Below are 12679 nucleotides of genomic sequence, written 5' to 3'. Positions count from 1 at the left end.
ACCCGCGCCGGGCGGAACCGGGATTAATCGCGAGTCAGTTTGCGGTGCGTGACCCGGTGCGGGCGGGCGGCGTCGGCGCCGAGGCGATCGACCTTGTTGGCCTCGTAGGCCTCGAAGTTGCCCTCGAACCAGAACCACTGCCCCTCTTCGACGTTGCCCTCCCACGCCAGGATGTGGGTACAGGTGCGGTCGAGGAACCAGCGGTCGTGGCTGATGACCACGGCACACCCGGGGAACTGCTCCAGCGCGTTCTCCAGCGAGCCCAGGGTCTCGACGTCGAGGTCGTTGGTCGGCTCGTCGAGAAGGATCAGGTTGCCGCCCTCTTTCAGGGTGAGCGCGAGGTTCAGGCGGTTGCGCTCACCACCGGAGAGCACCTCCGAGCGCTTCTGCTGGTCAGGGCCCTTGAACCCGAAGGCGCTGACGTAGGCGCGCGAGGGCATCTCGTTCTGGCCGACCTCGATGTAGTCGAGCCCGTCGGAGACGACCTCCCACACCGTCTTCTTGGGGTCGATGTTGGCGCGGCTCTGGTCGACGTAACTCAGCTTGACCGTCTCGCCGACCTTCACCGTGCCCGAATCGGGCTGCTCGAGGCCGACGATCGTCTTGAACAGGGTCGTCTTGCCGACGCCGTTCGGACCGATCACACCGACGATGCCGTTGCGCGGCAGGGTGAACGACAGGTCCTTGATGAGAACCCGGCCCTCGAAGCCCTTGTCCAGGTGCGAGACCTCGACCACGACGTCGCCCAGGCGCGGCGGCGTCGGGATCTGGATCTCCTCGAAGTCGAGCTTGCGGGTCTTCTCCGCTTCGGCCGCCATCTCCTCGTAGCGTGCGAGGCGGGCCTTGTTCTTGGTCTGGCGGGCCTTGGCGCCGGAGCGGACCCAGGCGAGCTCTTCCTTGAGCCGCTTCTGCAGCTTCTGGTCCTTCTTGCCCTGGACCTCGAGACGCTCGGCCTTCTTCTCCAGGTAGGTCGAGTAGTTGCCCTCGTAGGGGTGCAGCTTGCCGCGGTCGACCTCACAGATCCACTGCGCGACGTGATCGAGGAAGTACCGGTCGTGGGTCACGGCCAGCACTGCTCCCGAGTAGTTCGCGAGGAACTGCTCCAGCCACAGCACCGACTCGGCGTCGAGGTGGTTGGTCGGCTCGTCGAGCAGCAGGAGGTCGGGCTTCTGCAGCAGCAGTTTGCACAGTGCGACGCGGCGACGTTCACCACCGGACAGGTGGGTGACCGGCGAATCGGCCGGCGGGCAGCGCAGCGCATCCATCGCCTGCTCGAGCTGGGAGTCGAGGTCCCAGGCGTCGTTGTTGTCCAGGTCCTCCTGGAGCTTGCCCATCTCTTCCATCAGCTCGTCGGAGTAGTCCGTCGCGAGCTGTTCGGCGATCTCGTTGAAGCGGTCGAGCTTGACCTTGATCTCACCCATGCCCTCCTCGACGTTCTCCTTGACCGTCTTCTCCTCGTTGAGGGGCGGCTCCTGCAGGAGGATGCCGACGGTTGCGTCGGGGTCGAGGAACGCCTCGCCGTTCGACGGCTGGTCCAGGCCGGCCATGATCTTCAGGATCGACGACTTGCCCGCGCCGTTGGGTCCCACGACGCCGATCTTGGCGCCCGGGTAGAAGGACATGGTGACGTCGTCGAGGATGACCTTGTCGCCGTGCGCCTTGCGAACCTTCTTCATCGTGTAGATGAACTCAGCCACGTGAAAACTCCTTCGGACCTGCTCGATGCCGTGTGATCTGTCTGCCGCGGACGCGGGGGGTGCGCGCCCGGGCGCACACACAATGGGGACAAGCCTAGTCGCCGTCGCATGCCGGGCGACGGTCCGGTGCGTCTGCGCCGGTTCGGTGCACCGTCTTTCGCGGTTGACGCGCGGGTGGGCAGGTTTGCCGAGAGAATGTCGTGGGGACGAGAACGGGGGAATGGGTGAGCGCCGTGCCGGTGTGCGGCGGCGAGGCGATGGGAGCGGTCGATGGGTGCGGTACCCAGATGGACGATCGTGTCCGTGGTCCTGGGTGTCATGGTCGGGTCGATGGGCGTCGTCGCCTGCGAGCCGGCGCCGCGCGAGTGTCCGCCGACCATCTCTCCCCTGCACGCCCCGGCCGGGGACTGCCTGCGGTTCGGTGTCAGCACCCCGAGCGGCCCGCTCCGCCCGGCCGAGGTCGCCGCGGTCACCGACCTCGTCGGGGTCCGGCCGACCGTCAACCTGTTCTTCGAGGACTTCACCGCGATCCCCCCGATCGCCGCACTCGACGCCGTGGTCGCCTCGGGTGCCGAACCGGTGGTCACCTGGGAGCCGTGGCGCCACCTCGGTGGTGACGACTACGACTGGGGCGCGTTCACGATGTCGTCGATCGTGGCCGGAGCCCACGACGACTACCTGTACCGCTGGGCCGACGAACTCGTCGCCTGGGGCGGGATCGTCTACCTCCGGTTCGCGCACGAGCCGAACGGCGACTGGTACCCGTGGAGCCCCGCCGGCGGGACCTCCCCCGAGCTGTACATCGCCGCGTGGCGCCATGTCCACGACCTCTTCGCGTCCAAGAACGCGACCAACGTGAAGTGGGTGTGGGCCCCGAATGTCCCCCTTTCCGACGACGCTCCGCTGTCACGCTGGTACCCGGGCGACACCTACGTCGACGTCCTGGGGATCGACGGCTACAACTGGGGCGCGGTGCCCGGCCACCGATGGACTCCGCCGGCGGAGTTGTTCGCCGATTCGTTTGCACAGCTTCGTAACTTGTCCTCCGAGAAACCGATACTCGTCACAGAGGTCGGGTCGACAGAAGCCGGTGGTTCCAAAGCCGACTGGATCGCCGACCTGGTGACCTACCTCGACGACGCCGACGACGTCACCGGCTTTGTCTGGTTCGACCACGACAAAGAAGCGGACTGGAGATTGGGCAGCACGGCAGCAGCGGGCGCCGCGATGGCGCACGCACTCGAGAAAGCGGGACTGAGGTGACCCTGGTGGACGCGCACATCGATGCCGACATCGAAGAGGCACGACTGCATTCGATGCAGCAGTTGAACGTACTCGACTCGCCCCCGGAGGATCGGTTCGCGCAGATCACCCGGATGGCGAAAGCCGTGTTCGGCGTACCGATGTCGACGGTGTCGCTGCTCGACCGAGACCGGCAGTGGTTCAAGGCGGTCGACGGCATCGAGCTGCAGAACCTGCCGCGGGAACAGACGGTGTGCCAGGTGACGGTCGCGCGCGCCTATGACCACCCCGACGATCCGGCGCTGATCATCCCCGACGTCTCGAAGGTCCCGGCCTTCGCCGCGATCCCGCAGATCGCCGCAGACGACGGAATCCGCTTCTACGCGGGATATCCGCTGTACGGCCCCGGCGGACATCCCGTGGGGACCTTCTGTCTGTACGACACCCGGCCGCGGGAACTCACCACCGATCAGGAGGCGGCGTTCCGCGAGCTCGCCGCATGGGCGCAGCGGGAGATCGCGAACAGCGACGACCTGGAACGCGCGGCACTGGTGCAGCGTCAATTGCTGCCGCCGCCCCTCGGAGTCGTCCCCGGATGGTCGATCGCGGCGATGTGCCTGCCCGCCTTCGCCGTCGGCGGGGACTTCTACGATCACTACCCCTGGAGCGACGGCCTGGTGTTCACCGTCGCCGACGTCATGGGGAAGGGACTCGGCGCGGCGATCCTCACGGCGACGGTTCGATCGGCGATCCGAGCCGCATCCCGCGCACTCGACGCCGCCGGACATGGTGCGGCCGACGCCGACCTCGCGAAGGTGGTCGAGACGGTGGCCGATCAGCTCGCCGACGACTTCGCCGGCACCGAGACGTTCGCGACCGCGTTCCATGCACGCCTGCACACCGACGAGGGGCAGCTCGAGTACGTGGACGCCGGCCACGGTCTGTCGATCGTCCGCCGGGCCGCCGGAGGTGTGGAGTCGCTCCCCGGGGGCGGTCTGCCGATCGGCATCCTGCGCGACGACACCTGGGACTCCGCCCGGGTCCACCTCGATCCCGGCGACATGGTCGTCATCACCTCCGACGGGCTGCTGGACCTCTTGCCGTCTGGTGACGAGTCGGCGTTGCAGGCACTGTTCGCCGACACCTCGACCCCGTCGGAGGCGTGCTCGATGGTGAGCGAACTGGTCGCCTCACGGCCGCCGATCGACGATGTGACCGTCGTGGCCATTCGTCGAGACGATGCGGGATGAGCGAGAGCGTCGAGAAGGCCACCCTCGCACGCACGGCCCCGTCGCCGTGGCTGCGGCTGGGTGATCGTCGCCGCCGCGATCCTCGGGATCAACTACATCGTGTGGCGCTGGCTGGCGTCGGTGAACTGGGACGCGTGGTGGATAGCGGTTCCCCTGGTCGTCGCCGAAACGTACAGCCTGATCGACTCATTGCTGTTCGGGCTGACGATGTGGCGACTGCAGCATCGCCCCGACCCGCCTCCCCCGCCCGAGGGCGCCACCGTCGACGTCTTCATCACCACCTACAACGAACCCCTGGATCTGGTGATGAAGACCGCCGTCGCGGCGAAGGCGATCACCTACCCGCACACCACGTGGATCCTCGACGACGGTGATCGACCCGAGCTCGCCGAGGCCGCGGCCCAGGCAGGCATCGGGTACATCACGCGATCGTCGAACTGGCTCGACAAACCACGACACGCCAAGGCCGGCAACCTGAACAACGCCCTGATGCAGACCGACGGCGAGTTCCTCCTCATCCTCGACGCCGATCAGATCCCCGAACCGCAGATCCTCGACCGCACGCTCGGCTACTTCCACGACGACAAGATGGCCCTCGTCCAGACGCCGCAGTATTTCGTGAACGTGCCGCCCGGGGACCCGCTCGGCAGCCAGGCTCCGCTGTTCTACGGGCCGATCCAGCAGGGCAAGGACGGGTGGAACGCCGCGTTCTTCTGCGGATCCAACGCCGTGCTGCGCCGGGAGGCGCTGATGCAGCTCGGCATCACCCAGTACGTCTCCGCCGTCTCCGACGGCATCGATCGCGCCCTGCGCACCGCGCGTTCTGTCCTCAAGTCGACGCGCAAGCAGGTCGGGAAAGACAACCCCACCGCCTCGGCCGCGCTCGACGCCGTCGACGAGGCCGTGAAAGACGCTCGCGCGCAGCTGAAGAAGAAAGAGCCACTGGCCGAGATCACCTATCGCTTCCAGGCGCGCGTCGAGGAGGCGGCACGCGGGCTCGTCGACGCCGACGTCGAGGCCATGCGCGCCGACCTCGAGGCCATCGAGGCGCTCACCGAGCTGAGCGAGCAGGAAGCCGGTGCCGGCGCCGTCGACTACGACGCACTCGCGGTCCTCGCCGAGCGCGAGTGGTCGCCGCTCGGCGCCATCGAATCCATCCGCGCCATGGTCGCGGCGGTCGACGTCGGGCGATCCGACGAGGCCCAGCCCATGCTGCCCCTGGCCACCATCTCGGTGACCGAGGACATGGCGACCTGTATGCGGTTGCACGCCCTCGGCTGGAACTCCGCCTATCATCACGAGAATCTTGCCTTCGGCCTGGCGCCGGAGGACCTGAAAACCATGGTGACGCAACGGCTTAGGTGGGCGCAGGGCACGATCCAGGTGATGCTGCGGGAGAACCCGCTGGTACAGAAGGGCCTCACCCTCACCCAGCGACTCATGTACTGGGCGACGATGTGGAGCTACCTCGCCGGTTTCGCGGCCATCGCCTACATCGCGGCACCGGTGGTCTACCTGGTGCTGGGCATCCTGCCGGTCGAGGCCTACAGCTGGGACTTCTTCCTGCGGCTGATCCCGTTCCTGGTGGTCAACCAGATACTGTTCCTGGTGGTGGCACGAGGCACGCCGACGTGGCGCGGCCAGCAGTACAGCCTCGCTCTGTTCCCCGTCTGGATCAAGGCGTGCACCACCGCATTTCGCAACGTCTACATGAACCGTCCGCTCGGTTTCGCGGTGACCCCGAAGACCAAGCAGTCGCAGGATGCGTTGCCCTGGCACATCGTTCGGCCACAGCTGATCGCGATGGCGTTGCTCGTGGTGGCCTCGGTCATCGGTATCGTGCAGCTGTACCGGGGCGCCGTCTCCGTTCTCGGCGTCGGCGTGAACCTGTTCTGGGTAGTGTTCGATCTGGTGATCCTGAGCGTTGTCATCACCGCGGTGCGGTACCGCGGTCCCGATGAGGAAGGGCAGTGATGGCGAATTTCGCAACACGTAGCGTCGACGGCGGCGCCGTGGCGATCCGGCCCGAGGGCCGGCTCAACATGGTTGTCGCCCCGCGACTCCGAGACCAGTTGCACGAGTTGGTCGGGTCCGGTTCGGCCCGGATCGTCGTCGACTTGTCCGGCACCGACTTCATCGATTCCTCGGGCCTGGGCGCACTCGTCTCCGGGTTGAAGGTGGCACGCCAGGCCGGCGGCGACCTCCGGATCGCGGCCCCGACGCCGCAGGTGGTCACCGTCCTGGAGTTGACCAATCTCAATCGCGTTCTGCGCGTCCACCCGTCGGCCGACGACGCCTTCGACGGGGCCTGACGGGACCCGTCCCACTCACCCAGAGATCGAGGACCCGGCGATGACCGAGAACACCGCGACCCGCACCCTCGAGGAGATCACCTCGCTCGAGACCATGGACCACATCCACGCACTCCTCGCCGATCTCCTCGCGGAGTGCCCCATCGACGACATGGACGCGATGCAGTTCGAGCTCGCCGTGGCCGAGATCGGCGCCAACATCATCGAACACGCCGGGGACGGAGCAACCGTCACCCTGTGCCTCGAGCTGGAGGTCGCACCGGACCGGATCGAAGCCCGCTACTCCGACGACGGCAGTCCCGCCCGCGTCGATCTCGACGCCGTGAGCCTGCCCGACGACTTCGCCGAGCGTGGCCGCGGCCTGGCCATCGCGATCAACGTCCTCGACGAACTCGCCTATCGTCGTGCCGACGGCAAGAACCACTGGCGACTGGTCCGGAACCGTTCGGACTGAGTCGTAATCGGCTCAACCCCACGATCGTGCGTTCACGCCGCCGACTCGCGGGTCTCGGGCGCGGTTGCGACGACCGGCGCGTCGGCCGCGCGCCCCTGGGCGGGCGTGCCCCGATAAGTGACGACGCAGCGACTCAGGTCGAGTCCGACGGCCACGGCCGTCATCTCGAGATCGGAGCGACGTGAGCCGTCCGCCGACGGGTACTCGTTGGTCTTGATCTGACCGTGCGCGATCACCGGTCGACCCTTGGCGATCGCCAGGCCGACCCCGGTCAGCAGGCGCCGCCAGCAGCTGACCGTCAGGTACAACGTGGGTCCGTCCGACCACTCGCCGGTGTTCTTGTCGATCCGCCGCGAGGTGCACGCCACGCGGAAGGAGATCACGTCCTCCCCGGTGGTCGTCTGCCGCCGACGGGGATCGGACACTACGGTTCCGATGACGGTCGTGTACGTCTCAAACATGGTCGTCTCCTACGGTTGTCGGCCACGGGAAGGTGTGGCCGCACCAGCATCACCCGCAGCGGGGCCGTCAACCGTCGAGGCCGCACGACTGTGGAGAACTCGACGGGTTACCCACAGATCGCGATCCACCTGACGCTCGCCGCCCATACACTTCGCAGGGTGCGCATCCGAAGGCTCCTGGTAGGTCTCATCGCAGCGGCAACAATGCTGGTTGCCCCGCCCCTCGCAGGCGCTGCGCCGGTCGCTTCGCCGACATTGACCGGTCTGACCGAGGCGATCGCGGGCCGGCTCGCACTGGCCGACACCGTCGCCGCGACGAAATGGGCGTCCGGCGCGGCCATCGACGACCCAGCGCGCGAACAGGTGGTCCTCGACACCGTGTCGCAGCTGGCCACCGACCGCGGTCTCGACCCCGCCTACGTACGCGGTGTGTTCCGCGATCAGATCGAGGCTAGCAAGACCGTCCAACGCGGACTGTTTGCGCAGTGGCGGCTGCCTGGGCAGACTGCTCCACCTGCGACGTCCGATCTCGGTCCGGTCCGGACCGCGATCAACGAGTTCACCGTGGCCATCGTCGACCAGCTTGCCGCCGCAGGCGAACTCGTGACGAGCTTCCGGTGTCCCCCAGAGCTGATCACTGCGACCGGCCGCACCGCTGCCGATTTCGGCTTCGATCCCCTGCACACCGGCGCCTTGATCCAGGCCGGGTCGTCGGTCTGCACGGTGTCGACGGGGTCCGGCTGAGACCTGTTGCCGCTCAACCGCGCTTGTTGAGTTCCTTCAACATCTCGTTGTAGCTGCCGAGGTCCGCGTCGTGGTCGCGGTCCGCGTTGCGGTCGAAGCGTCGCGCCAGCTTCGTATCGCTGCGCTGCCACTGCACGAACAGCGCGAGCAGGACCACCACCAGGGGGATCTCGCCTGCGGCCCAGGCTATTCCGCCCCCGACACGTTGGTCGTCGAAGAGTCCGTAGTTCCACGGGAGATTGAGCCCGCGGTAGTAGGTCTCGGCGATGACCGCGGTCGTCATCATGAGGGCGATGCCGAAGAACGCGTGGAACGGAATCGAGGCCATCACGAGGCCCAGCTTTGCCACGGGTGACACCTGACGCGGGGCCGGGTCGATGCCGATCACCAGCCAGTAGAAGAGGTAGCCGCTGATCAGGAAGTGCAGATTCATCAACAGGTGCGCCGCGTGGTACTGGACCACGGACTCGTACAGACCGCCGAGATAGAGAACGTAGAAGCTGCCGACGAACATGACCGCGGCGATCAGCGGATGCGTCAGGATCCGGGACGGCGCCGAGTGCACGCCCAGCTGAATCCACTCGCGCGGGCCCGGCGGATTGCCCCGACCGGCCGGCGGCAGTGCCCGCAGGGCGAGCGTGACCGGGCCACCGAGCACCAGCAGGACCGGCACCATCATCGACAGCAGCATGTGCGCGATCATGTGGATGCTGAACATCGCCGGGGCGTAGCGGCCCAATCCCGATGACGTCGCCAGCAACAGCAGCAGACACCCGAGGAGCCACGCGACGGTGCGACCGACCGGCCAGGCATCACCCCGGCGCCTCAGGCGGATGACTCCCCGGAGATACACGACGGCGAGCACGATCGCCGCGAGCCCGAAGATCAGGTCGAAGCGCCACTCGGTGAGAAGGCGGACGAACGTCGGCGGCCCGTCGAGGTCGTAACCGATCGCGTTCTCGGTCGCCGAGATCTGGGTGGTGTCCACGAGTGGAGGCGGCGTACGGCTCAGGCCGACGGCCAGGCCGAAGGTCGCGGCGAACACGGCGAGTTCGACCAGTCCGAAGCGGACGAACAGCGACGGCTTGTCGTCGGCGTCCAGTTGGGCGATGGTGACACGACGATGCCACGCGCCGAGTCCGCCGAGCACGACCAGGGCCACCACCTTGGCCACGACCAGACGGCCGTAGGTGTCGGTGAACAGGTCGCCGAGCGGCACCCGCACCAGGGCGTTGACGACACCGCTGGCCCCCACGACGAGGATGCACCAGAACGCGACGCGCGAGAACCGGCGCACCGCCAGGGCACGCCATCGTCCGTCGGCGAGGGCGTAGACCACGACCGCGGCGAGACCGCCGAGCCACAGGGTCGCGCCGATGATGTGCAGAATCAGGCTGTTGGTGGCGACGTCGTGGTTGCCACCCGACGAGGAGTGGCCCGCGAGCGCGGACGGCATCAGGCTGAACACGGAGAACGCGATGACCGCGATGGTCGGACCCCAGTGCAGGGTCATCCGGGCGATGATGGCCGCGACCAGTGCGAACACCGCGGTCCAGAACCAGGTGCGCACCTCCGCGACCTGGCCGTAGGCGGTCAGCAGGTTCGCCGGGCGGATCGCCTCCGCCAGCGGCGCCCCACTGACCTCCGACGCCGAGAACGGCATCAACAGCAGAGCGGAGACCGACCACGTCAGCGCGCTCGCCGCCGCGATCCGGATGGCGCGGTAACCCCCGACGTCGAGGACGCCGCTCGCCTGGGGCGGCACGAAGAACGCGGCGAACACGGCCGACCCGAGCGCGATCGCCGCGGCGAACTCGCCGATCGCGGTCAGAGCAGGTGCGCCGTAGGTGGTCAGCGGCCCCGGATCGGGCACACCGGTCAACCGGAGCGCCGACGCCGCGGAGATCGCGGTGACGGCGACGGCGACGATCGCGGCGAGCCAACCCGATGCCCACAGGATCGCGGTGACGACGCCGCGCGGTTCGTTCATCGCGTCGCGATGCTGCTCCGCGGAGGCGGGCGTCGACGTGCGGGTCATCCTCCAACTGTAGGACCGGTCACTGACGTGATCCCAATTCGACGTGGCCCGCCGTGGCGCACGGCATAGCGACGACGGTGTCGTAGACTCTCTCTGCCCGGCCGCTCGTGCGCCACGTCACGCTCGCCGGTCAGCCTCCGTAGCTCAGGTGGATAGAGCAAGGGCCTTCTAATCCCTAGGTCGCAGGTTCGAGTCCTGCCGGGGGCACGTCATGTGCCTGTCGCCGACCGCTCGAAGTGGATCGGGAACCGTTCGGGGCACGCCGTGCGTCATAGTCCTGCCCCACACCTCGGTGGGTCGCGACTCCCTGGAGGATCATGACGCTCCCCCGCTCTCTGTCCGGTTTTCCGCCCCTCTCATCTGGTCGACGAGACCAGAAGGGTTCAGAAGCATCGCTGTTCGGTGTCGATCCCGCCGAGGTCGAGGGCATCGCGCGCACCTGGCGGGCCGCCGCGATCGCGATCCACGCCGCGGATGTCGAGGCCGTCGGAGCGGCGCTCGGACCCTCGAGTCGCGTCGTGCGTGCCCTCGCCGCCACGATCGGACCCGCACGGCTGGCGGTGGACTCCATCGGTGAACGCCTGATGACGATGAGCCAGATGCTGCGAGCGTTCGACGCGACGACGGCAGACGCCGACGCGCGGTCGGGCACCCGGTTCCGCTCGCTTCGGAACCGCTGATGCGACCCACCCTCTCGCAGTTGCGCGCGTGGGATCCGCAGTCGATCGCCGCCGCCGGGTCCGCTGCCTCGACGCTCGCCGAGCGCATCGACACCGGCATCGGTCGGGCGGTGCGTGCCTTCGACGACGCCTCGGGGTGGTCGGGCGGCACGCACGATGCTGCGCACCAAGCCATCTGGGCGGAACACGATCATGCCGGCGAGGTCCGCAACGTGGTGCAGATGATCGCCGACGAGGCCACCGATGCCGCCGCCGACCTCGGCTACGCCCGCGACTTCGCACTTGGTGTCGTCCGGGGCGCCGAGGGGCTGGGCTTCACCGTCTTCGACGACGGCGAGGTGACACATCCACAGCACGAATTCGACGGTCAGGCCGCCCTTCTCGCGGAATCCATCGCCGAGGCTCTCGACACCGTCGACGCCCTCGACGAGCGCTACGGTGCACGACTCGAGACCTTCGCGGCCGACCTCGCGTCGATGACGGCGGGTCAACCCGACGTCACACTGCCCGGGGGCGCCGAGATGGACGCGGATCAGGCCGTCCGCATGCTGGAGACGCTCACGCCGACCCAGGTCCGCGACATCATCCAACAGATGGATGCCGACGACGTCCGACGCCTGATGCAGGCGAACCCACACGTCGTCGGGAACCTACCGGGCGTCCCGTTCGCGATCCGCGCCCAGGCCAACGAGATCAACATCCGCAACGCGCTTCTCGACGAGATGGCGGCCGGTCGCGGGCACGGCCGAAGAGCTCGGACCCTGCGCGGACTCCTCGAGCCCAGCCCCGACCCGATCGCCGACGAGACACCCCGCGGCGACGACGGACTCGTCGAGCGGACCTTCATCACCTTCGTCAACACCCCGCGCGGACGCCTGGTCGAGATGATCGGATCGTTGCGGCCCGGTACCCCGAACACGGCGACCTACGTGCCCGGGACCGGCACGAACCTCGACACCGTGGTCGGCCACAACCGCACGGCCGCAGCCGAACTCGCGGCACGCACCGGCGGCCCGGTGTTCCTCTACCTCGACGGCGACCTCCCGCCCGACCTCCGCTCGGCGGCGAGTCCGAGCTTTGCCGCGGCCATGGCGCACCGCCTGGAGCTGTTCGGTCGTGAACTCGACGCCGAGATCGCGCATCTCGCACCCGGCGCGACCACCACCTACATCGGCCACAGCTACGGCGGGTCGGTCGTGGGCTCGGCCGAACAACTCGGTTTGTCCCCCGACCGCGTCATCTACGCGTCGTCGGCGGGCACCGGCATCTACGACACCCCGCATCCCGACGGCGTGGATCGATACTCGCTGACCTTCCCGGGCGACCCGATCCACTACGTCCAGTCCTTTCCCGGAAACCCCCATGGCCATGACCCCGACACCGCGCCCGGCGTGATCAGGCTCGACACCGGCACAGTCGACCTCGACGAGCGCACATTCGACGCAGATCGACGCAGGGTCGACGGTGGTCTGGTCACCCACGGTGCCTATTGGAACGACCCGGAATCCACGGCCTTCCAGAACATGGTGAAGGTCATCGTCGGCGCCGAACCCGACCTCTACGTCCCTCGCAAGCCCGACGTCGCCGAACTCCCGCCACCGGTCGGCGCACCCGCTCCCCTGTGGTGGCTCTATCTGTTCAACGATCGCGCCGACGGGGACATCGACCTGCCGGGGCCGATTCCCGACATCCCGCTACGGCTGCCGTGGTGAGCCGCGACTCGAACACACGCCAGGCTTTCGAGTAGTCGTCTGTTCAATCCCGGTCCCCTCGCGACCGTCCACCTGCGAACCTCAACTCG

The 12679-nt window shown here is 67.8% G+C and carries 10 protein-coding genes, 1 tRNA gene and 1 pseudogene; 9 read left to right on the top strand and 3 right to left on the bottom strand.

Going from position 1 to position 12679, the window contains the following annotated elements; translation table 11 throughout:
• Positions 1-23: 23 nt before the first annotated feature.
• The gene (ettA, locus tag Q9R39_RS06200; protein WP_065629023.1) at positions 24-1697 is read right to left on the bottom strand and encodes an energy-dependent translational throttle protein EttA; all 1674 of its coding nucleotides are present in this window, start codon (positions 1695-1697) and stop codon (positions 24-26) included.
• Positions 1698-1967: 270 nt separating this feature from the next.
• Between ettA and Q9R39_RS06195 the strand changes: the two genes are divergently transcribed.
• The 5 genes and pseudogenes from Q9R39_RS06195 (at position 1968) to Q9R39_RS06175 (ending at position 6955) form a co-directional block, all read left to right on the top strand.
• Complete coding sequence (locus tag Q9R39_RS06195; RefSeq protein WP_078113584.1) at positions 1968-2960, top strand: glycoside hydrolase family 26 protein; 993 nt, start codon at positions 1968-1970, stop codon at positions 2958-2960.
• Positions 2957-4189 carry a PP2C family protein-serine/threonine phosphatase gene (locus tag Q9R39_RS06190; protein ID WP_078113583.1) on the top strand — a complete coding sequence of 411 codons (1233 nt, stop codon included), beginning with the start codon at positions 2957-2959 and terminating at the stop codon, positions 4187-4189. Before Q9R39_RS06195 ends, Q9R39_RS06190 begins: the two co-directional genes overlap by 4 nt.
• Positions 4186-6163 (top strand): annotated as a pseudogene (locus Q9R39_RS06185) (glycosyltransferase family 2 protein). Before Q9R39_RS06190 ends, Q9R39_RS06185 begins: the two are co-directional and overlap by 4 nt.
• The gene (locus Q9R39_RS06180; RefSeq protein WP_058250027.1) at positions 6163-6501 is read left to right on the top strand and encodes an STAS domain-containing protein; all 339 of its coding nucleotides are present in this window, start codon (positions 6163-6165) and stop codon (positions 6499-6501) included. The pseudogene Q9R39_RS06185 and the gene Q9R39_RS06180 overlap by 1 nt, the downstream one beginning before the upstream one ends.
• Before the next feature lie 40 nt (positions 6502-6541).
• On the top strand, positions 6542-6955 hold the full coding sequence (locus Q9R39_RS06175) for an ATP-binding protein (protein WP_058250026.1): 414 nt from the start codon (positions 6542-6544) through the stop codon (positions 6953-6955).
• 32 nt (positions 6956-6987) lie between these two features.
• On the opposite strand, the gene Q9R39_RS06170 is transcribed toward Q9R39_RS06175, so the two are convergent.
• Complete coding sequence (locus Q9R39_RS06170; protein WP_058250025.1) at positions 6988-7416, bottom strand: single-stranded DNA-binding protein; 429 nt, start codon at positions 7414-7416, stop codon at positions 6988-6990.
• A gap of 159 nt (positions 7417-7575) precedes the next feature.
• Here Q9R39_RS06170 and Q9R39_RS06165 point away from each other — a divergent pair, with 159 nt between their 5' ends.
• Positions 7576-8160 (top strand): chorismate mutase, encoded by a 585-nt coding sequence (locus Q9R39_RS06165; protein WP_068972493.1) that lies wholly within the window; start codon positions 7576-7578, stop codon positions 8158-8160.
• 13 nt (positions 8161-8173) lie between these two features.
• Here the strand turns inward: Q9R39_RS06165 and Q9R39_RS06160 are convergent, their stop codons facing one another.
• Positions 8174-10198, bottom strand: coding sequence for a cytochrome c oxidase assembly protein (locus tag Q9R39_RS06160; RefSeq protein WP_078113581.1), 2025 nt, complete (start codon positions 10196-10198; stop codon positions 8174-8176).
• Between the two features lie 133 nt (positions 10199-10331).
• On the opposite strand from Q9R39_RS06160, the gene Q9R39_RS06155 reads away from it, so the two are divergent.
• From Q9R39_RS06155 to Q9R39_RS06145, 3 genes are all read left to right on the top strand, one after another.
• Positions 10332-10405, top strand: a tRNA-Arg gene (locus tag Q9R39_RS06155).
• Positions 10406-10515: 110 nt separating this feature from the next.
• The gene (locus tag Q9R39_RS06150) at positions 10516-10878 is read left to right on the top strand and encodes a hypothetical protein (protein ID WP_058250023.1); all 363 of its coding nucleotides are present in this window, start codon (positions 10516-10518) and stop codon (positions 10876-10878) included.
• Complete coding sequence (locus tag Q9R39_RS06145) at positions 10878-12590, top strand: alpha/beta hydrolase (protein WP_058250022.1); 1713 nt, start codon at positions 10878-10880, stop codon at positions 12588-12590. The genes Q9R39_RS06150 and Q9R39_RS06145 overlap by 1 nt, the downstream gene beginning before the upstream one ends.
• Positions 12591-12679: the final 89 nt, after the last annotated feature.

Source organism: Gordonia sp. AC31, assembly GCF_031844505.1.
Lineage (GTDB): Bacteria > Actinomycetota > Actinomycetes > Mycobacteriales > Mycobacteriaceae > Gordonia > Gordonia hongkongensis.
The sequence above is the reverse complement of the archived record's forward strand: the minus strand, read 5'-3'. Positions and strand labels throughout refer to the sequence as shown.

What these genes read in the sequence shown, in the direction of transcription:
- Q9R39_RS06195 (WP_078113584.1), top strand. Translation starts at nt 1,968, where the DNA reads ATGGGTGCGGTACCCAGATGGACGATCGTGTCCGTGGTCCTGGGTGTC.
- Q9R39_RS06180 (WP_058250027.1), top strand. Translation starts at nt 6,163, where the DNA reads ATGGCGAATTTCGCAACACGTAGCGTCGACGGCGGCGCCGTGGCGATC.
- Q9R39_RS06175 (WP_058250026.1), top strand. Translation starts at nt 6,542, where the DNA reads ATGACCGAGAACACCGCGACCCGCACCCTCGAGGAGATCACCTCGCTC.
- Q9R39_RS06170 (WP_058250025.1), bottom strand. Translation starts at nt 7,416, where the DNA reads ATGTTTGAGACGTACACGACCGTCATCGGAACCGTAGTGTCCGATCCC.
- Q9R39_RS06160 (WP_078113581.1), bottom strand. Translation starts at nt 10,198, where the DNA reads ATGACCCGCACGTCGACGCCCGCCTCCGCGGAGCAGCATCGCGACGCG.
- Q9R39_RS06150 (WP_058250023.1), top strand. Translation starts at nt 10,516, where the DNA reads ATGACGCTCCCCCGCTCTCTGTCCGGTTTTCCGCCCCTCTCATCTGGT.
- Q9R39_RS06145 (WP_058250022.1), top strand. Translation starts at nt 10,878, where the DNA reads ATGCGACCCACCCTCTCGCAGTTGCGCGCGTGGGATCCGCAGTCGATC.